Annotated in this window: 17 protein-coding genes; 13 read left to right on the top strand and 4 right to left on the bottom strand. The window is 51.3% G+C overall.

Annotated elements, in window-relative coordinates:
* Nucleotides 1–23: 23 nt before the first annotated feature.
* Entirely contained in the window at nucleotides 24–707 is a 684-nt protein-coding gene (locus NYE26_RS07790; protein ID WP_339255031.1) for a methyltransferase domain-containing protein, read from the bottom strand.
* Between the two features lie 133 nt (nucleotides 708–840).
* On the opposite strand from NYE26_RS07790, the gene NYE26_RS07795 reads away from it, so the two are divergent.
* Both NYE26_RS07795 and NYE26_RS07800 read left to right on the top strand, forming a co-directional pair.
* The gene (locus NYE26_RS07795) at nucleotides 841–1,269 is read left to right on the top strand and encodes a hypothetical protein (protein ID WP_339255032.1); all 429 of its coding nucleotides are present in this window, start codon (nucleotides 841–843) and stop codon (nucleotides 1,267–1,269) included.
* A gap of 204 nt (nucleotides 1,270–1,473) precedes the next feature.
* Nucleotides 1,474–3,750: a copper amine oxidase N-terminal domain-containing protein gene (locus tag NYE26_RS07800; protein ID WP_339255033.1), complete on the top strand. Its 2,277-nt coding sequence runs from the start codon at nucleotides 1,474–1,476 to the stop codon at nucleotides 3,748–3,750.
* A gap of 86 nt (nucleotides 3,751–3,836) precedes the next feature.
* Here the strand turns inward: NYE26_RS07800 and NYE26_RS07805 are convergent, their stop codons facing one another.
* Nucleotides 3,837–4,292, bottom strand: a complete 456-nt coding sequence (locus NYE26_RS07805; protein ID WP_339255034.1) for a hypothetical protein — start codon at nucleotides 4,290–4,292, stop codon at nucleotides 3,837–3,839.
* Nucleotides 4,293–4,459: 167 nt separating this feature from the next.
* Between NYE26_RS07805 and NYE26_RS07810 the strand changes: the two genes are divergently transcribed.
* Complete coding sequence (locus tag NYE26_RS07810) at nucleotides 4,460–4,837, top strand: DUF423 domain-containing protein (protein WP_036721421.1); 378 nt, start codon at nucleotides 4,460–4,462, stop codon at nucleotides 4,835–4,837.
* Nucleotides 4,838–4,926: 89 nt separating this feature from the next.
* Here NYE26_RS07810 and NYE26_RS07815 read toward each other — a convergent pair whose 3' ends face one another.
* Nucleotides 4,927–5,460 carry a hypothetical protein gene (locus NYE26_RS07815; protein WP_339255035.1) on the bottom strand — a complete coding sequence of 178 codons (534 nt, stop codon included), beginning with the start codon at nucleotides 5,458–5,460 and terminating at the stop codon, nucleotides 4,927–4,929.
* A gap of 213 nt (nucleotides 5,461–5,673) precedes the next feature.
* Between NYE26_RS07815 and NYE26_RS07820 the strand changes: the two genes are divergently transcribed.
* Both NYE26_RS07820 and NYE26_RS07825 read left to right on the top strand, forming a co-directional pair.
* Complete coding sequence (locus NYE26_RS07820) at nucleotides 5,674–5,976, top strand: DUF1805 domain-containing protein (RefSeq protein WP_339255036.1); 303 nt, start codon at nucleotides 5,674–5,676, stop codon at nucleotides 5,974–5,976.
* A gap of 275 nt (nucleotides 5,977–6,251) precedes the next feature.
* Nucleotides 6,252–6,713, top strand: coding sequence for a Dps family protein (locus NYE26_RS07825; RefSeq protein ID WP_036692784.1), 462 nt, complete (start codon nucleotides 6,252–6,254; stop codon nucleotides 6,711–6,713).
* 133 nt (nucleotides 6,714–6,846) lie between these two features.
* Here the strand turns inward: NYE26_RS07825 and NYE26_RS07830 are convergent, their stop codons facing one another.
* On the bottom strand, nucleotides 6,847–7,353 hold the full coding sequence (locus NYE26_RS07830) for a MarR family transcriptional regulator (RefSeq protein WP_339255037.1): 507 nt from the start codon (nucleotides 7,351–7,353) through the stop codon (nucleotides 6,847–6,849).
* 207 nt (nucleotides 7,354–7,560) lie between these two features.
* Here NYE26_RS07830 and NYE26_RS07835 point away from each other — a divergent pair, with 207 nt between their 5' ends.
* The 8 genes from NYE26_RS07835 to NYE26_RS07870 all read left to right on the top strand — a co-directional run bounded on the left by NYE26_RS07835 (nucleotide 7,561) and on the right by NYE26_RS07870 (nucleotide 18,071).
* Nucleotides 7,561–8,589 (top strand): nitroreductase family protein, encoded by a 1,029-nt coding sequence (locus NYE26_RS07835; protein ID WP_339255038.1) that lies wholly within the window; start codon nucleotides 7,561–7,563, stop codon nucleotides 8,587–8,589.
* Nucleotides 8,590–8,762: 173 nt separating this feature from the next.
* The gene (gene sufC, locus NYE26_RS07840; RefSeq protein WP_036721433.1) at nucleotides 8,763–9,545 is read left to right on the top strand and encodes a Fe-S cluster assembly ATPase SufC; all 783 of its coding nucleotides are present in this window, start codon (nucleotides 8,763–8,765) and stop codon (nucleotides 9,543–9,545) included.
* 25 nt (nucleotides 9,546–9,570) lie between these two features.
* Nucleotides 9,571–10,872 carry a Fe-S cluster assembly protein SufD gene (gene sufD, locus NYE26_RS07845; RefSeq protein WP_339255039.1) on the top strand — a complete coding sequence of 434 codons (1,302 nt, stop codon included), beginning with the start codon at nucleotides 9,571–9,573 and terminating at the stop codon, nucleotides 10,870–10,872.
* Nucleotides 10,869–12,095, top strand: a complete 1,227-nt coding sequence (locus NYE26_RS07850) for a cysteine desulfurase (RefSeq protein WP_036721439.1) — start codon at nucleotides 10,869–10,871, stop codon at nucleotides 12,093–12,095. The genes sufD and NYE26_RS07850 overlap by 4 nt, the downstream gene beginning before the upstream one ends.
* Nucleotides 12,082–12,510 carry a Fe-S cluster assembly sulfur transfer protein SufU gene (sufU, locus tag NYE26_RS07855; protein WP_036721441.1) on the top strand — a complete coding sequence of 143 codons (429 nt, stop codon included), beginning with the start codon at nucleotides 12,082–12,084 and terminating at the stop codon, nucleotides 12,508–12,510. Before NYE26_RS07850 ends, sufU begins: the two co-directional genes overlap by 14 nt.
* A gap of 30 nt (nucleotides 12,511–12,540) precedes the next feature.
* Nucleotides 12,541–13,938 carry a Fe-S cluster assembly protein SufB gene (gene sufB / locus NYE26_RS07860; protein WP_036721442.1) on the top strand — a complete coding sequence of 466 codons (1,398 nt, stop codon included), beginning with the start codon at nucleotides 12,541–12,543 and terminating at the stop codon, nucleotides 13,936–13,938.
* 498 nt (nucleotides 13,939–14,436) lie between these two features.
* Nucleotides 14,437–16,206, top strand: a complete 1,770-nt coding sequence (locus tag NYE26_RS07865) for an ABC transporter ATP-binding protein (protein WP_339255040.1) — start codon at nucleotides 14,437–14,439, stop codon at nucleotides 16,204–16,206.
* A complete protein-coding gene (locus tag NYE26_RS07870) occupies nucleotides 16,203–18,071 on the top strand; it encodes an ABC transporter ATP-binding protein (protein ID WP_245368155.1) in 1,869 nt (622 codons plus the stop codon). Before NYE26_RS07865 ends, NYE26_RS07870 begins: the two co-directional genes overlap by 4 nt.
* Nucleotides 18,072–18,098 lie beyond the last annotated feature (27 nt).

The raw sequence follows: 18,098 nt of genomic DNA on the forward strand, positions 1-18,098 counted from the left end.
ATCTTGTATGTCCATCCCGAATTTTATAACATATATTTCCTGTCCTGCAGCCGAAGCCGGCGCTCTAGCAGTGCCTGTGGTTCAGGCAGCACCTTCCGGCTCATCGCCTCCAGTTCCTCATCGGTAATCTCCCGCTTAATGACGGCGAAGTGGTACATAATTTCGTGAACGACATTGGACTGCAGCGTCTTCAGAACCTCGAGCTCTTCCGCATCATACAGATTGTCGTCATACGGATATTGATAGAACAGCTCCATCCGCAGCAGTCTGAAGTCAAACGGCGGCAGCGGCACGGGATAATCCGGGATCTCCGGGCACAGCGGGCTCTGATAGGGCTGGAAGAAGCGGCCGGTAAAATACCGTGGGGTATACTCATCGAACTTTTGCTTAAACATAGGGTTGGAGGCATGCGGGAAGCTATGGGCATAGGGTGAGAGAATACACACAACCGCTTGGTGTGTGCTTATTCTATAAATCTCTGACATCGCTGCAAACAGATCGTTCACATAAGGCATCACCCGGCTGGCCATAACGAATTCAGCCGTATTGTCGGGCAGGGGGATTCCTTCGCAAATATCGCAGACGATATCCACCCCGGGGTACTGTGTGCGGTCGATTCCCAGATACCCGGACTCTTTGCCGGGGCCGCAGCCGATATCGATTCTCAAGGGATACCACTCCTTCAAATGCTGAATAAGGCTCTTCATCTATTGTATTAGTCCGGCGCTTCTGTGCGTACGGCTGATGCCCAGCCCGTAACGGCAAGTTTACACTACCCGGCTTATGGGGTAATCCATAGGTAAGGTAAGCAGCACACAACCAACAGAGGAGGTACACATCATGAGACTAGAGCGTACGCTACCCGCTATGACAGCAATCGCTGTATTGATGCTCACCCTGACGGCTTGCGGCGGGAACAGCCCTGCGGAAGCCCCCGGAGAATCGTCCTCAGCAGGCTCATCGGGAATCCCTGTACAGACAGCGGCGTTACCTCTCGCCAGTCCGGTGCTGAAGCCTGGTCCTTCCGCAGCCGCAGAGTCAGAGAAGATCCAGGGCTCAGGCACTTATGTCGGGCAGATGGATACCCATTCCGTGGAGATTGTGACAGAAGAAGGGCCGACGGCCTTTGAACTCGGTGCAGGCACAGCGGATGCTCCGGAAGGGCTTGAGATGGATGATCCTGTAGTATTTACTTATGTGGAAAAAATAGTCGGAAAAGATCCTGTCGTGATTCAGCGGGTATTGTCCAGTCTGGCCAAAGCGGACTGATTCGGCAGAGTGCCCTGAACCCGAACCCGGGCTGCAATGGCGGAATACCCCATGGGTATCCGCCATTGCAGTTCTTTTTGCCGCCTTTGGAATCGGCTCCAAAGGTTATTTTTTTGTAACCGGCTCAGAGAGAAACTTTTTCCGCCCGGCTTGCGTCAAAGAGATAGAAATTGAGATTGTTTTCCTATCCGGGAGGGTGAGCTTGTGAAAAAGTTATGGATTTCGATTGTAGCAGGATTATTGGTGTTCCCGATGTTGTTTCAGGCTCCGGCCCAGGCAGCAGCAAAACCCATCAGAGTTATTATTGATGGAGTGACCTTGTCCACAGACCAGCCGCCGGTAATGGTGAACGGACGGACCATGGTTCCGCTGCGGGCTATCTTTGAAGCCTTCAATGCCGACATCAAGTGGAATCAGAAGACACAGACAGTAACAGCTTCCCAGAACGATACAACGATTGTACTGAAGATTGGCTCCAAGATCGCAACCATCAACAACAAGGCAGTCAGCCTGGATGTGCCGGGCCAGAATCTGAAGGGCCGCACAATGGTGCCTACCCGCTTCGTAAGTGAAGCGCTCGGCCGCGAGGTGGGCTGGAATCCGGCTGCGCAGATTGTCACGATCACCACTCCGGTTCCGGTAGGCGGCAATGCGGCTCCGGTATCGGGAGTAACCGCCCAGGATATCAGTGATTATGGAGACGGCCGGGATCTGCAGATCAGCTTCAACCGTGCGGCTGACGAATCGCTGGTGGATCAATACCGAGTGCTTGTCGCCAAGACCGGTACTTCACTGAACCTATCGTCTGCACTGGCAGTAGGTGCCAATAACTACTCCGTTGCTCTGGTAACAGGAGCTAATCCTGTTGTGAAGCTGAACGCTGCCGCCAGAACGATCGATGGTGACCTGATTAAGAATAATCAGGGATATAGCGTATATGTAGTGACAGTCGGCAAAGGCAACAATACCAGTGCCCTCTCCAGTGCAGCTGCCGTTATTACATTGCAGAACAAGGCAGTTCCCGCACTGGGCACCGTCCAGGCAACGGATACCAGTGATTACGGGGATGGCCGGGATCTCTCCGTCAGCTTCAACAAGCTGGCCGATGAGAGCAAGATAAGCTCTTACCGGATCTTCGTAGTCAAAGCGTCCAATTCCACAGTGTTTGACCTGGGCAGAGCCAATGCGGTCTCCAGCAGCAATTACACGCAGATCAACAAGACGGGGAACAACATCAGCCTGAACCTCTCCTCCGGCTCCAGAGATACAGATGGAGCGCTGATCAAGACGGGTGTCAGCTACCGGGTATACGTACTGGCGGTTGACAGCAGCAATGCTGCGAATAATGTGCTGTCACCTGCTTCAACGGCCCTTACACTGGCCAATGCAGGGGTATCCAACCTGAACGTGACCGATGTGAATGATTATAATGACGGGCGGGATTTGAAGGTTACCTTCAACCATGCCACAGACGAGACCAATATTAGCCAATACCGCATTCTGGTGGTGCCTGTGAATTATTACAGCAGCTTCAGCTTAAATGATGCGAATAATGTATCCAGTGCGAATTATACGGCGGTAAACACATCAGGAACCTATACCGAACAGATCCTGAATTCTTCCAGCAGAGATGTTCGCGGTTCCCTGATCAGGAACGGAACCAGCTACAAAGTGTATGTGCTCGCGGCAGGCAACTGGAACAATTCGGGTTCGAATGTGCTATCCGCTGCTTCTCCGGCGATTACGCTGGTGAATACCTCCGGGCTCAGTGCCATATCGAATCTAAGTGTGAGTGATGTGAACGATTATGGAGACGGTCGTGATCTGAGAGTATCGTTCAATCATGCCGGAGACGAATCCTACATCAGCCATTACGGGATTCTGGTGGTGCCTATGAATTATTACAACAGCTTCAGCTTGTCGGATGCGAATAATGCGGGGAATTATACAACCGCAGGTACATCCGGGGACAGCACCAATCAGGTGCTCGATAGCTCAGCCAAGGACGTACGCGGCGCAGCCATCAAGCCGGGAATCAGCTACCGGGTATATGTATTGACTGTCAGAAACGGCAGCTACCAGGGAGCTAATGTATTATCGGAGGGATCGGCAGCCATTACCTTATCGGCTAAGCTTCCAGTCACCTCCGTGACAAATGTGACTTACGGCATGGATAACGGCAAACTTGTGGTTAACTTCACCAAGTCTGCCCGTGAGTCGAATATTTCCGAATACCGGGTATTCGTAGTCCCTTCCAAGCAGAGCTTCGGCACTGCAGAAGCTCTTAACGTGCAATCGTCTTACTACAGATCAGCAGTCCCTAACGGTAGCAATCTCTCTATAGCGGCTGCAGCCAAAGATATTAACGGTAACCCGATTGTCAAAGGCACCAAGTATAAGGTATACGTGCTTGCGGTAGCCAACAGCTCTGGAGTGCAGAACGGCGGACTGTCCGATTCAAGCGAAGAGTTCGAGATCTAAGCGTCCAGCTCTGTATATAAGGCTCCACAACAAAACACAGCATGTCCCGGTTCACAGGGATATGCTGTGTTTGCGTACACGAGTTATCATGATGCTCCGGCATTCACCAGAACAACGGACAGCAGAAGCATGAACAGAAGCAGGAAGCCGGCGTTGATGATGGTGCCGATAATAGCAAAAACCTTGCGCCGTCTGCGCAGGGTCAGGCCGATAATACCGGTAACCGCCCCGATGATATTCACTGCGACCAGGATCAGCATCGTCAGGCCCAAATACATAATCGTTTCTGCCGAATCGGCAATCAGTTTATTATGCTCATTCATCAGAGAAGACGCTTGCGCTCCTACATACACGAAGGTAATGGCATAGCAGACCAATGTAAGTAGAGCTATTACGAACGAAGCGATACCGGGGCCCGAGTGCTTATAGTCGCGTTTGTTCTCCTGGTACTCATAATCCGGGTTCATGTCTTGTTCTGAAGAGCCCCATCTTGCAGGCTCGGTTGCGGCGGTGTCCGATTTGGGAGGTGTATGATAGTCCATTTGGCTGCACTCCTTGGGGTGTAATAGGTTATTACTACCACTTCATCATAACAGCGCTCTAAATGCAAGTCCTCAGGAATACAAGCTACAGAATGATGCGGCTGGCAAAAGGCGAAGCTGATTGTTAAGATAGGAGAAGTTCAACTCAGGGAAGGAGCTGTATATCCATGCAACGAAGATTGGTGGGCTGGGGAGCCTTGCTGGGTATGCTGTCTGTTGCCATCGGCGCGTTCGGATCGCATATCCTGAAGCCTGTAATCAGCGAGCACTATCTGCAGGTGTACGAGACGGGCGTCCAGTATCATATGTTCCATGCGCTGGCCCTGATACTTATCGGGCTTACCGCTGGGCAGTGGGGCGAAAGTGTCCGTCTGCGCTGGGCAGGGCGGCTGATGGTTGCCGGGGTTGTCCTGTTCTCGGGCAGCTTGTACATCCTCAGTATTTCCGGTGTCAAGGTTCTCGGAGCAATCACTCCGCTGGGAGGCGTATGCTTCATTGCGGGCTGGATTTGCCTGGCCTTGGAGGCCTTCTCGCGCAAGAAGTGAATAAGTGCGGCAAGAGCTGCGTATCCGCCAAAATAATCGTAAGAGAAAGAAGCACCCGCTCCGGGTCCCGGGGCGGGTGTTTCTTTCTCTTACAGAAATTCATCGATTTCATTAAGCTTGAACGTGTAGACCTGCTTCTCGTCTACATGGTATACACTCAGCGAATTCTCCGTTTCGTCTAAGTTCAGAATACGGCAGGGCATGGATACCTGTTTGCCATGCCGGTTCGCACGCAGCCGGACGAGCTGGTTATTCTGAATGTACTGTCTGATTTTGCCGAATACATCTGCTGGAGTTTCTGCCGGAGCTGCTGCAGGCTTCTTGGCTGCGGGCTTCTCCGCAGGCTTGGCCTCCTGAGGGTCTGCCGGCTTCTCCGGCAATTTCACTGACACCGGAGCAGGTGTGAAGCTGTCATTCTTCAGAGCCATTTTTGCAGACTTCAGCAGATGATCAATGGCTCTTCCAAGCTCCAGCCCGGAGTTGATGTTGAAATCAGTGACTTTGTCGCTTGAATTTAACATTTCAAGCAGGAACTGCAGCGCAAGCGGGTTGGTGCGGGCATTAATCAGGATGTCGACATTGAAAAGATAATTGCCGTCGGTGTGTTGTAGTTTCTTATCCATTAATCCCCCAGCGTAATCGTTAATCACGATTTCTTTAATTTAAATTAGTGTATAAACTATACCATTAAATAAGCGGAAATTATATACCCTCCTGCATAGAAATAAGGACTTCTGACCCTCCGATTTCTTCATGAACTAGGACAATCGTCCACACGTGGCCTGAACCGTACGCATAACCTACAACGTGCATGAGAAAGGAAGGAGGTGCTGCAGATGGTAACAATAGAGCCCATGCAGGTGGGCGATTATGTCCTGGTTGGGGTTGAGGTGAAGCTGCCCAAAACGACACTGCTCAGCATCAGCACAGACAAGGGATATATTATGTGCGGGGCGCTGGACATAGGACTGCTGAACGAGGTGCTGAGCGACCGGCAGATTATTGCGGCAAGGGCTGTCGGGGTGCGCACGCTTCAACAGCTGCTGGCCGCGCCGCTGGAGTCTGTAACTATAGAAGCAGAGAAGCTGGGAATCGTTCCGGGCATGTCCGGTGCAGAGGCCCTGCTGCTAATGATGTAAGGCACATAGCAATGTGTAGTCAGCCAAGGAGCTTCCCGGCCCCTTGGCTGACTTTATTCTGTCTTGAACCGCATCAATTAGCATAACCGGCGCTTGCTTGGTTCATCCTACGGGTGAAGACACAAGCATGCAGCCAGCGGCGGGGAAGAGGGCTTGTCCGGGGCCAGGCTTGTTTCGCCCTCCAAGCAAAAGGGTAAATGGAGAATAGACAACTGCAAGGCCGGACAATGGATAAGCAGCCGGCTAAATTTAATGGATAAGGAAGGGATCATCTCATGGCTAAAGCATCAAACAAAGTGAACACCGCTTCATTGGAACAGGTACTGAACCGTCAGGTTGCCAACCTGAACGTATTGTATGTGAAAGTGCATAACTATCACTGGTATGTGAAGGGGGAGCAGTTCTTCGCCCTGCATGTGAAGTTCGAAGAGCTGTACGATGATATTACACTCAAAATGGACGAGGTAGCTGAGCGCTTGCTGAGCATCAAAGGCAGCCCTGCAGCAACTATGAAAGAATATCTGGAACTGGCTACCATTCAGGAAGCCACAGGCAAAGAAGATGCCCGCGGTATGGTTCAGGCGCTGATCGAAGATTTCGCTACAGTAGCGGAAGAACTGACAGAGGGCATCGAGCTGGCGGAAGAAATCAGCGACCAGCCGACGGCAGACCTGTTCATCAAGATCCGCACGGATCTGGAGAAGAACCAGTGGATGCTGCGCGCTTTCCTGGGCTGATTGCGGGATAAGTAGCACAATGATTTGAATATAGGAATAAAGTCTCCCCTGAAGGGAGGCTTTATTTATTTTTCAAAATATAAGGATTCATGTGCTTCGCATGATCCCCTTTAAAAGGGCAGCGTAGCCCTTTCTACTCGAATTCACTAAGATTCAGGGGGAGCATTCTATTCTCATCAATCATCATTTGAATGAATTTCAGTGAAGCCTGCAGCTCCGGTTCCGAGAATTCACCCATTTTCTCAATGAATTTCTCCTCCAGGTTCTCGTGCATCCGGGCGTGGAGTTCAAAGAGCTGTCTGCCTTTAGGAGTAAGGCTGAAGTAGATTTCTTTCTTGTTGTCATTCATCCGGCTCCGCTTAATGCAGCCATCCTGGAGAAGCTTGGTGCTGATCTTAGTGATGCTCGCCTTGGACAATTTCAAGCTCTCCGCGATGGTAGTGCTGTTGACAGGCTCGTGATTGCCAATGCAGTCGATGACATGAATACTGGTCAAGCTGGTTGAAGTGAGAGTAATCCCGTACTTCCGTGTGAGATCCGTAAATACATCCATTTCGGTTACGAAAGTCTCTTCAACTAAATGGGAGAGGTGGAGAAAACGGTCATACAGCAGCCGCTTAAGTCCTTCAGAGGAATGCATGGGGCTTAGCATCTCCTTTCTGCAAAGTACCTTTATTCTAACTTAAAATTATTAACGTGTAAACTAAATATTCAGACAATTTATTTATGGTAAGTTGCTGATCTTAAATTAAATAATAAAGATTGACATCGTATTTCTTTCAAAATATAGTTAACTGGTAAACAATATTAATTATTGAATGCCAAACGATATTTTGGGGGGATGAAGATGAAGGATGTGTCCACAACGGTTAGGGAACGGCGGACCATTCGGAGATTCAGCGCTGCGCCGGTTGAACAAGAACGGATTATTTCCTTGGTAAATAAGGCGGCTGGCTTATACGAGTCCGAAGGAACGCCACACTGGCGCTGTCTTTACTTCGGCACTCCCGAGTCCCGTGAAGAGCTGGCTGAATCCATGATGGCGAAGGTGACGGGCGGCCGGCTGGGGAAGCTCCTTCCTGCCCCAATGACAGATCTTCTAAGAAGGCAAATCACGGGTACTCCCGCTCATGTAATCTTCATTGCCGAGTCCGCCGGCACGGAGCGGGAGCGTGATGAGAATTACGCCGCGGTCTGCAGCATCATGCAAACGGTTCAGCTTCTGGGCTGGGAACAGGGGCTGGGGATGCTGTGGTACACAGATCCCTTGATTCTGAGCGAATCGTTCTATAAGCTCATCGGCTGGCGTGAAGGAGAGCGGTTTGCCGGGATTCTGGAAATCGGCTCCTTCGACAAAGCGCCGCGAGGACGGAAAAGAACACCGGCAGAACGGAAATGGACGGTTATCGGGGAAGACAGCCGCCAGCTTGAAGACGCCGCCCCTTTCTCCGCGTACAATGTCCTTAGGCTGCTGAATGAGGCGGTCTGGGCACCGAATGACGGCATGCGGGAGCCTTGGCGGTTCATCTATGTGACGGGTGATAAGACAGAGGCATCAGGCAAACTGCAGTTCTCTGAAGAGGCGCCTTCACCGCCGTTTCTGCTGGTCGTAGCCAGAGAAGAGACGGACCCGCACAAGCAGGACGAGGATTATGCCGCAGTGTGCAGCCTGATACAGAATTTTCAACTGCTGGCCCGGTCTGAAGGGTGGCAGTTGCGCCGCAGGATTCCGGAATGGGTCTATGACCGGAAGCAGTGTGAGTCCTTCGGGCTTCGTCCGCTGGAACGGATCGTCGCAGTACTTGAAGCGGGGGAACATAAGCGGTATTCAAATTCCGTTTTTCCTATTCCCGCAGTGAAGATAACCATTAATTAATTTGATAAAAAAGGGCCGATGTAATAAAATTAGTGAGAATCATTGATAATCATCCTGATTCACTTTATAATAATTATAATGTGATATAAAATCTAATTGCTTGTAATCAGGGTTAACCTGTGACAATACAACTTTCTGATTTCGCAAATCGATCAATGGAGGGAATAATAATTATGGCAGCAGAATTTGTCATTGAGGGACTGAAAGCGACGATTGAAGGAAAAGAAATTCTGAAGGGGATTAACCTTCAGATGAAGGGCGGAGAAATTCACGCCGTGATGGGACCGAACGGTACTGGTAAAAGTACGCTGGCCTCAGCTCTGATGGGTCATCCCAAGTATGTGGTTACAGAAGGTACGGCCTTGCTCGAAGGTGAAGATCTGCTGGAAATGGCAGTGGATGAGCGCGCCCGCGCCGGGTTGTTCCTCGGGATGCAATATCCAAGTGAAATCAGCGGAGTGACGAACTCCGACTTCCTGCGCAGTGCGATTAACTCGCGCCGTGAAGAGGGCAGTGAGATCTCACTGATCCGCTTCATCCGCCAGATGGAAGCCAAGATGAAAGAACTGGATATGAACCCTGAATTCCTGCACCGTTATCTGAATGAAGGCTTCTCCGGCGGGGAGAAGAAGCGTAACGAGATTCTGCAAATGATGATGCTGGACCCTAAGATCGTCATTCTTGACGAAATTGACTCCGGCCTTGATATTGACGCACTCAAAATTGTTGCTGATGGCGTGAACTCCATGCGCAGCCCGGAACGCGGATTCCTTGTTATTACCCACTATCAGCGGTTGCTTAATTATATCAAACCTGACTATGTGCATGTCATGATGCAGGGACGGATTGTGAAATCCGGCGGTCCTGAGCTGGCACAGAAACTGGAAGCAGAAGGTTACGAATGGATCAAGGAAGAGCTCGGCATTGAAGACGAAACTGTAGGACAAGAAGCTTAGAAACGCTGGAAGGAGGAAACCACTTATGACGACGCAAACCATTCTTCCCGTGGATGCACAGCAGCTCGGCGCACAATCGCAGAGCAGCGGCGAACCGGGCTGGCTGAAGGACAGCCGTTTGAAGGCTCTGGAGCTTGCCGCAGGGCTTGACCTGCCGAAGCTGGAGAAGACACGGATTGACCGCTGGAATATCAACAACTACGGGGAATACAAGCCAAGCCAGGCGCTGGCGGCACTTCAAGATGCACCGGCTTCTATTACCGGGCTGATTGAAGGACAAGAGGAAGGCAGCCTGATTATTCAACGGAATTCAGGGGCTGTATATGCCCGCCTGGCTCCGGAGCTGGCTGCGCAAGGTGTTATTTTCACCGATTTGCAGACTGCAGTCAGAGAGCATGGAGACCTTGTTCAGCGTTATCTGCATAAGGCAGTATTGCCGGAAGAGCACTCCATCGCCGCACTGCATGCAGCACTATGGAACGGCGGGGTATTCCTCTATGTTCCGAAGAATGTTGTCATCGAGACTCCGCTGCAGGCGGTTCTGCTCACGGATGACGCTGAAGCTGCCTTTGTACCGCATATTCTGATTGTTGCCGATACTAACAGTTCGTTGACCTACGTGGATAACTACGTATCCGATAAGACTGAAGCGGGTCTGCATAACGGAGCCGTTGAAGTATTCGTAGGTGTAGGTGCCACTGTGAGATACGCTACCGTACATCAGCTGGGGCAGGATACAACGGATGTGACGTACCGCCGCGCCGTTGTGGAGAATGACGGCACCATTGAATGGATCATCGGTGAGATGAACTATGGAGATACAGCCAGCGATACCAAATCGGTGCTTAAAGGCAACGGCTCAAGCTCAGATGCGAAGGTCATTGCTGTAGGCTCCGGTTCGCAGAAGCTGAGCTATACTACACAAGCCCAGCACTTCGGCAGAAATACACCAAGTGACATGATCACGCGTGCTGTTATGCGGGATTCAGCAACCTCGATTATTAACGGAATTACGAAGATTGAGAAGGGTGCTACCAGAGCTGACGGACAGCAGACAGAGAAAGTTTTGATGCTAAGCCCCAAAGCGCGCGGAGACGCCAACCCGATCCTCCTTATAGATGAAGATGATGTAACCGCAGGCCATGCCGCTTCCGTAGGACAGGTCAATTACGAGCAAGTCTATTACCTGATGTCCCGGGGATTATCGCGGCATGACGCAGAAACACTGATCATATACGGCTTCCTTGCACCTGTTGTATCGCAAATTCCACTGGAGGGACTGCGCAATCAGCTCCAATCTCTTGTGGAAAGGAAGTTAGGCCAATGATTAGCAGTCAGATCCGGGAGCAATTTCCCATCCTGAACCAGAAGATCAACGGCCATCCGTTGGTCTACCTGGACAGTGCAGCCACTTCACAGAAGCCGCGCCAGGTCATTGAGGCGGTCAAGTCTTACTACGAATGGGATAATGCCAACGTACACCGCGGGGTGCATACCCTGGGGAGCCGGGCAACCGATGCGTATGAAGGTGCCCGCGAGAAGCTGAAGAACTTCATTAATGCCCGCAGTGTGAAGGAAATTATCTTCACACGCGGGACAACGACCGCGCTCAATATTGTAGCTTCCTCTTACGGTCCTTCCGTCCTGAAGGAAGGGGATGAGATCGTGATTACCCAGATGGAGCATCACAGCAATTTCATTCCCTGGCAGCAGCTGGCCAAGAACACCGGGGCTACCCTGAAATTCCTGCCGCTGCAAAAGGACGGTACGATCACGCTGGAGGATGCCGAGCAGACGATTACTGCCCGGACCAAGATCGTAGCCATTGCGTATGTATCCAATGTCATGGGCGTTACTCATCCTATCAAAGAGCTTGCAGCGATTGCCCACCGGAACGGTGCAGTAATTGTGGTGGACGGTGCACAGAGCACACCGCATCTGAAGGTGGATGTGCAGGACCTGGATTGCGATTTCTACGCCTTGTCCGGGCACAAGATGCTTGCACCTACTGGTATCGGTGCTCTCTACGGCAAGAAGGCGCTGCTGGAAGCTATGGAGCCGGTTGAATTCGGCGGCGAGATGATCGATGATGTCGGGCTGTATGAGTCTACCTGGAAGGAGCTGCCGTGGAAGTTCGAAGGCGGAACACCGATTATTGCAGGTGCCGTCGGCTTAGGAGCAGCGATTGATTTCCTGCAGGAGGTCGGGATGGATGAGATCCACCGCCACGAAATGCAGCTTGCAGCATATGCGGAGCAGCGGCTGTCGGAGGTCAGTGATCTGACGATCTATGGTCCCCGCAACCGTCAGGTGGGGGTAGTCACCTTCAACCTGGGTGATGTTCATCCGCATGATGTGGCCACCGTGCTGGATGCAGAAGGCGTGGCTGTCCGCGCGGGGCATCATTGCTGCCAGCCGCTCATGCGCTGGCTGGAGGTCAGCTCCACCGCCCGGGCGAGCTTCTACCTGTACAACAATGAACAGGATGTAGATGCGCTGGTTCAAGCCTTACTTAAGGCAAAGGAGTATTTCAGCTATGAACTTGGATGACTTATATAGACGCGTAATTATGGATCATTACAAAAATCCCCGGAATCGCGGCTCATTTGAAGATGACGCACTTAAGATTGAGCTCAATAACCCTACCTGCGGCGACCGCATTACGCTTCAGCTTAAGGTGGAGGATGGCGTCGTCCAGGACGCCCGTTTCAGCGGCGAAGGCTGTTCAATCAGCATGTCGTCGGCTTCGATGATGACGGAAGCGGTCAAGGGCCAATCGATAGCGCATGCGCTTGAGATGGCCGACAGCTTCTCCTCTCTAATGAAGGGTGAGGAAGCAGATTTCGGTGACTACGAAGATATTGAAGCCCTGTCCGGTGTTAATAAATTTCCGGCGCGGATCAAATGTGCCACTCTGGCCTGGAACGCGCTTCGCAAAGGCATAGATACGCAAAGAAGCTTATAAAATAATATTACACACAAGGAGGCTGACACCATGGCTAAGAAAGCGCCTGATATGGAGGAATACCAGTACGGATTCCGTGACGAGCACAAGTCGATATTTCAGTCTGGTAAAGGACTCACGGAAGAAATCGTCCGGGAAATCTCCGCAATCAAAAACGAGCCGGAATGGATGCTGGAATTCCGGCTGAAATCCCTGGAGCAGTTCCGTAAGATGCCAATGCCGAAATGGGGCGGCAATCTGGATGATCTGGATTTCGAGGATATCCAATATTATGTTAGACCTTCCGAGAAGCAGGGCAAGACTTGGGAGGAGGTACCTTCCGAGATCAAAGAGACCTTCGACAAGCTGGGAATTCCGGAAGCGGAGCAGAAGTTCCTTGCCGGTGTCTCTGCACAGTATGAATCTGAGGTAGTCTATCACAGCATGCAGCAGAACCTGGAGGATCAGGGTGTGATCTTCACAGATACGGATTCCGCACTGCGTGATCATCCTGAGCTGTTCAAGAAGTTCTTCGGCACAATCATTCCGCCTGCAGACAACAAGTTCGCCGCACTTAACAGTGCCGTTTGGTCAGGAGGCAGCTTCATCTATGTTCCGAAGGGTGTGAAGTGTGAAGTTCCTTTGCAGGCTTACTTCCGCATCAACTCCGAGAATATGGGACAATTCGAGCGTACTTTGATTCTGGCAGACGAAGACAGCTTCGTGCATTACGTTGAAGGCTGTACTGCCCCAATCTACAGCACGAACTCTCTGCATAGTGCAGTGGTTGAAATTCTCTGCATGAAGAACGCCCGTGTCCGTTATACCACCATTCAGAACTGGGCACCGAACATCTACAACCTCGTTACCAAACGTGCGGTTGCCGAAGAGAATGCTACGATGGAATGGGTAGATGGCAACATCGGCTCCAAGCTGACTATGAAATATCCTGCGGTTGTTCTTAAAGGCCGTGGAGCCAAGGGTTCTGTATTGTCCATCGCGGTAGCGGGCAAGAATCAGCATCAGGATGCAGGCGCCAAAATGATCCACTTGGCACCGGATACCACCTCAACCATCGTATCCAAGTCGATCAGCAAGCACGGCGGCAAGGTCACTTACCGTGGACTCGCTTCCTTCGGCCGCAAGGCAGAAGGCGCGAAATCCAATATCAAATGCGATACGCTCATTCTGGATAACGAGTCCACCTCGGACACGATTCCTTACAATGAGATCATGAACGATAACATTGTGCTTGAGCACGAAGCGACGGTCTCCAAGGTATCTGAGGAGCAGCTATTCTACCTCATGAGCCGCGGTCTCTCCGAAGCTGATGCCACGCAGATGATTATTATGGGCTTTATCGAGCCGTTCACCAAAGAGCTGCCGATGGAATATGCGGTCGAGATGAACAGATTGATCAAATTCGAAATGGAAGGCAGTATCGGGTAACTAGCTGCCTCTTTCAATAACCAGGCGATATACAGTGAGTGTCCACAGAACTTTGATGCAGGTTGGTCAAAGCTCTGTGGGCACTTTTGTGTTTTATAGGAACATAAAATACCTTTTATTAGGCTTTCAAAAAGCTGCTTTGCATCGTTGAATCTTGCTATATCTTAATTGAGCAGTATTTGCGAGGAAATAGCAGCATTTAAAACTACGGGCGTCCATTAGCCCCTGCTTAAGCCCGGTTTATTCCGGAAAAAGAGGGAAAACGGTGGTTTCTCCCCTTTGCCGCATTAAATTAGGGATGATAAACTGCTTAAAGTCACTAAATTGGAAGCGCTAAAAAAGCTAGCTTACGGTGCGATATTTAGAGACCAAGTTTTTGCTTACGGAGCAGGTTACTTCGTAAAGCTAAGTTTATGCTTACGGAGCAGGTTACTTCGTAAAGCTAAGTTTATGCTTACGGAGCCAGCTTTACTTCGTAAAGCTTTAAGGAGGAGAGATATGGATGTTCTCAGGCAACTGCGGGGCTTTTATCGGGAGAAGCTGCACTATCTGATTCTGTCGATTGTATGTTTGGCGGCCGCAACTGCAGTGGGGCTTATTACCCCCAATTTGTTAAGGAGATTGATCGATGATGTTATTGTTCCCCTAAAGTTTACTGAGGTGCCCGTACTCGCTCTCAGTGTGCTTGCTGTCATTATTGTCAAGGCGTGCCTGCAGTTTGCCCATGGATTTTTCGGCGGACGGCTGGGGAATTTCCTGGCCTATCGGCTACGCAATGCCTGCTATGAGAAGCTGCAATTTCTGTCCTTCCGTTATTATGATACGGCGAAGACAGGTGACCTGATGTCCCGGCTGACCGGGGATTTGGAAGCGATCCGGATGTTCATTGGCTTCGGATTTGCCCAACTGCTGAATGTGTTTTTCATGGTTTTGTTCGGCTCCATTATGATGTTTACCATCAATTGGCAGCTGACGCTGGTTACTCTGATCACAATGCCGTTTCTGGCGGTAGTCGCACTCAGATTTGAATCCAAGATTCATCCGGCCTTTCAGGAGATGCGCCTGGCGTTAAGTTCCCTGACAACGGCTGTACAGGAGAATGTCACCGGGGTAAGAACGGTCAAATCGTTTGCCAGAGAGGCCTACGAAGTTGAGAAATTCTCACACCGTAATGAACGTTATAAAGATAATCAGATTTTTGCGGCCGAGCTGTGGAGTAAATTCTTCCCGTTCATGGAGCTGCTGGCTTCGGTCAGTGTAGCGATCCTGCTGGGTGTCGGCGGTACGCTGGTTATCAACGGGAAGATGTCGCTGGGTGAGCTGGTTGCGTTCTTCAGCCTGATCTGGTACATTATCGGCCCCGTATGGGGACTCGGGTTCCACATCAACAACTATACCCAGTCGAAGGCCTCTGGCGAACGTGTGCTGGAAGTGCTGAATCAGACAATCGATGTCCGGGATCAAGAGAATGCCCGCGAGCTTGCAGCGGCAGAAGTGAAGGGTGAGGTGGAGTTCGATCATGTCACCTTCGCTTACGGCAACAAAATGCCGGCAGTCAAGGATATTCATTTCCATGCGGAGCCTGGTGCGGTCATTGGATTCCTTGGCGGAACGGGATCCGGTAAATCCACGATTACCCAGCTCATGATGCGTGCTTATGATGTGAATCAGGGCAGTATCAAGCTCGATGGCGTGGATATCCGCGAGTTCCAGGTCCGTAGTCTGCGCTCGCAAATATCGACGGTATTCCAGGAGACCTTCCTGTTCTCCTCATCGATCCGCAATAATATCTCTTATGGACTGAAGAATGTCAGCATGGATGAGATCATCCGTGCCGCCGAGCTGGCGAAGGCGCATGACTTCATTATGGAGATGCCGGAAGGCTACGATACGGTAGTCGGTGAGCGGGGAATGGGTCTCTCGGGCGGCCAAAAGCAGCGGATTGCCATCGCGCGCGCACTGCTCAAGAATCCGCGGATTCTTATTCTGGATGATGCCACCAGTGCGGTGGACATGGAGACAGAGCATGAGATTCAGGCCGGGTTCCAGGAGGTTATGCGCGGACGGACCACCTTGATTATTGCCCACCGGATCTCCTCCCTGCGTCATGCCGATCAGATCATTGTCATGAATGAAGGGATAATGGTCCAGCAGGGCACCCATCAGGAACTGATCTCCGTCCCGGGACCTTATCAGGATGTGTACCGGATTCAGTATGCCGATTATTTAGCCAGGGATATGAAGCGAGAGGCGGGTGATCCGGCATGAGTCTTGAGACCTCCAAGCAGACCGCTGACGGCGTATTAAATACCGACAACAGTAAGGTTGAAGAACAGACGCTTGAAGAACGTTTTATCTACAAAGACGATGATGTGATCGACAAGGCTTTTGACTGGAAGCAGTTCACCCGCTTATTCAGTTATATGAAGCCATATGCGAGGCAGATGCTGCCGCTGGTCTCGATCATGATGATTTTGGGGACGATTACCAAGCTGACGGTTCCATTCCTGACCAGTATGGCGATTGATAAAGCGATTGCTCCAAAAGACGGAAACACCAGCTTGACGCTGCTCTACACGCTCACAGCCAGTGTAATCATTCTGTATCTGATTCAATGGATTGCGGGTGTATACCGGATCAAATATACGAATGTGATCGGCCAGCGGGTGATCTATGATCTGCGCTCGGACCTGTTCCGGCATATCCAGAAGCTGTCCTTCAACTTCTTTGATAAACGTCCGGCCGGATCAGTCCTGGTCCGGGTGACCAATGATATTAACTCGCTGCAGGATTTGTTCACCAACGGGGTCGTCAATCTAATGATTGACTGTGTGCAGCTGTTCGGCATTATGATAATTTTGCTGCTGATCAACTGGAAGCTGGGGCTGGCCGTGATGATTACGGTGCCCATTATGTTCCTGATCTCGACCAAGCTGCGGCAGAGAATCCGTATTGCCTGGCAGGATGTGCGTATGAAGAACTCGCGGATCAACTCCCATCTGAATGAGTCAATTCAGGGGATTCGCGTCACTCAGGCCTACACGCAGGAAGAAGAGAACATGCACTATTTCGATGCCATGAATATGGACAGCCGGAAGTCGTGGAACAAGGCCTCAGCCATGAACCAGGCATTCGGTCCGATCATTGAAGTCACCGGCGGCTTCGGGACGATGATTCTCTTCTGGTTCGGGGCTTACCTGATTCAGTCGGGAGAACTTACGGTCGGCTTCCTGGTCGCCTTCAGCAGTTATGTCAGCAACTTCTGGGACCCGATCAACCGGCTGGGACAGATGTACAATCAGCTGCTGGTGGCGATGGCCTCCTCCGAGCGGATATTCGAATATCTCGACGAACAGCCTGCGGTTCAGGATAAGCCGGGAGCAACTCCGCTGTCCAAGATTAAGGGAGATATTCACTTCGATAATGTTGTGTTTGAATATGAGAAGGGCCGTGCGGCTCTCAAGGGCATTAACCTGGATGTCCAGGCAGGCCAATCCATTGCTCTTGTAGGACATACCGGCTCTGGCAAAAGTACAATCATCAACCTGATCGGCCGGTTCTATGATATCAAGAGCGGCGGCATCACCATTGATGGACGGGATATCCGCGAGGTTACACTCCAGAGTCTGCGCGAACAGATCGGGATTGTCTTGCAGGATACCTTCATCTTCTCGGGAACGATCCGCGACAACATCCGCTTCGGGCGGCTGGATGCCACGGACGAAGAGATTGAAGCGGCCGCTAAGGCTGTAGACGCCCATGATTTCATCGTCAAGCTGCCTGCCGGTTATGATACCGAGGTAGAGGAGCGGGGAAGCGCACTGTCCATGGGACAACGCCAGCTGCTGTCCTTCGCCCGGGCGCTGCTGGCTGATCCGCGGATTCTGATTCTGGATGAAGCGACCGCCAGCATTGATACGGAGACGGAGATCAAGATTCAGGAAGCGCTGAAGCTGCTGCTTCAGGGCCGGACCTCCTTCATCGTCGCCCACCGCCTCTCGACCATCCGCCATGCGGATAAGATCGTGGTGCTGGATCACGGCGAGATCAAGGAAGAAGGCAACCATGCCGAGCTGACCAAGCACGACGGTATTTATAACGGATTAATAGAAGCACAGTTCCGCTTCTTATAGAAGCACATGCAGCAGCCTGGCCCCGAT

The sequence above is a fragment of the Paenibacillus sp. FSL P2-0136 genome (genome assembly GCF_037975325.1).
GTDB lineage: Bacteria > Bacillota > Bacilli > Paenibacillales > Paenibacillaceae > Paenibacillus_AQ > Paenibacillus_AQ silagei.

What these genes read in the sequence shown, in the direction of transcription:
- NYE26_RS07790 (WP_339255031.1), bottom strand. Translation starts at nt 707, where the DNA reads ATGAAGAGCCTTATTCAGCATTTGAAGGAGTGGTATCCCTTGAGAATC.
- NYE26_RS07795 (WP_339255032.1), top strand. Translation starts at nt 841, where the DNA reads ATGAGACTAGAGCGTACGCTACCCGCTATGACAGCAATCGCTGTATTG.
- NYE26_RS07805 (WP_339255034.1), bottom strand. Translation starts at nt 4,292, where the DNA reads ATGGACTATCATACACCTCCCAAATCGGACACCGCCGCAACCGAGCCT.
- NYE26_RS07810 (WP_036721421.1), top strand. Translation starts at nt 4,460, where the DNA reads ATGCAACGAAGATTGGTGGGCTGGGGAGCCTTGCTGGGTATGCTGTCT.
- NYE26_RS07815 (WP_339255035.1), bottom strand. Translation starts at nt 5,460, where the DNA reads ATGGATAAGAAACTACAACACACCGACGGCAATTATCTTTTCAATGTC.
- NYE26_RS07820 (WP_339255036.1), top strand. Translation starts at nt 5,674, where the DNA reads ATGGTAACAATAGAGCCCATGCAGGTGGGCGATTATGTCCTGGTTGGG.
- NYE26_RS07825 (WP_036692784.1), top strand. Translation starts at nt 6,252, where the DNA reads ATGGCTAAAGCATCAAACAAAGTGAACACCGCTTCATTGGAACAGGTA.
- NYE26_RS07830 (WP_339255037.1), bottom strand. Translation starts at nt 7,353, where the DNA reads ATGCATTCCTCTGAAGGACTTAAGCGGCTGCTGTATGACCGTTTTCTC.
- NYE26_RS07835 (WP_339255038.1), top strand. Translation starts at nt 7,561, where the DNA reads ATGAAGGATGTGTCCACAACGGTTAGGGAACGGCGGACCATTCGGAGA.
- sufC (WP_036721433.1), top strand. Translation starts at nt 8,763, where the DNA reads ATGGCAGCAGAATTTGTCATTGAGGGACTGAAAGCGACGATTGAAGGA.
- sufD (WP_339255039.1), top strand. Translation starts at nt 9,571, where the DNA reads ATGACGACGCAAACCATTCTTCCCGTGGATGCACAGCAGCTCGGCGCA.
- NYE26_RS07850 (WP_036721439.1), top strand. Translation starts at nt 10,869, where the DNA reads ATGATTAGCAGTCAGATCCGGGAGCAATTTCCCATCCTGAACCAGAAG.
- sufU (WP_036721441.1), top strand. Translation starts at nt 12,082, where the DNA reads ATGAACTTGGATGACTTATATAGACGCGTAATTATGGATCATTACAAA.
- sufB (WP_036721442.1), top strand. Translation starts at nt 12,541, where the DNA reads ATGGCTAAGAAAGCGCCTGATATGGAGGAATACCAGTACGGATTCCGT.
- NYE26_RS07865 (WP_339255040.1), top strand. Translation starts at nt 14,437, where the DNA reads ATGGATGTTCTCAGGCAACTGCGGGGCTTTTATCGGGAGAAGCTGCAC.
- NYE26_RS07870 (WP_245368155.1), top strand. Translation starts at nt 16,203, where the DNA reads ATGAGTCTTGAGACCTCCAAGCAGACCGCTGACGGCGTATTAAATACC.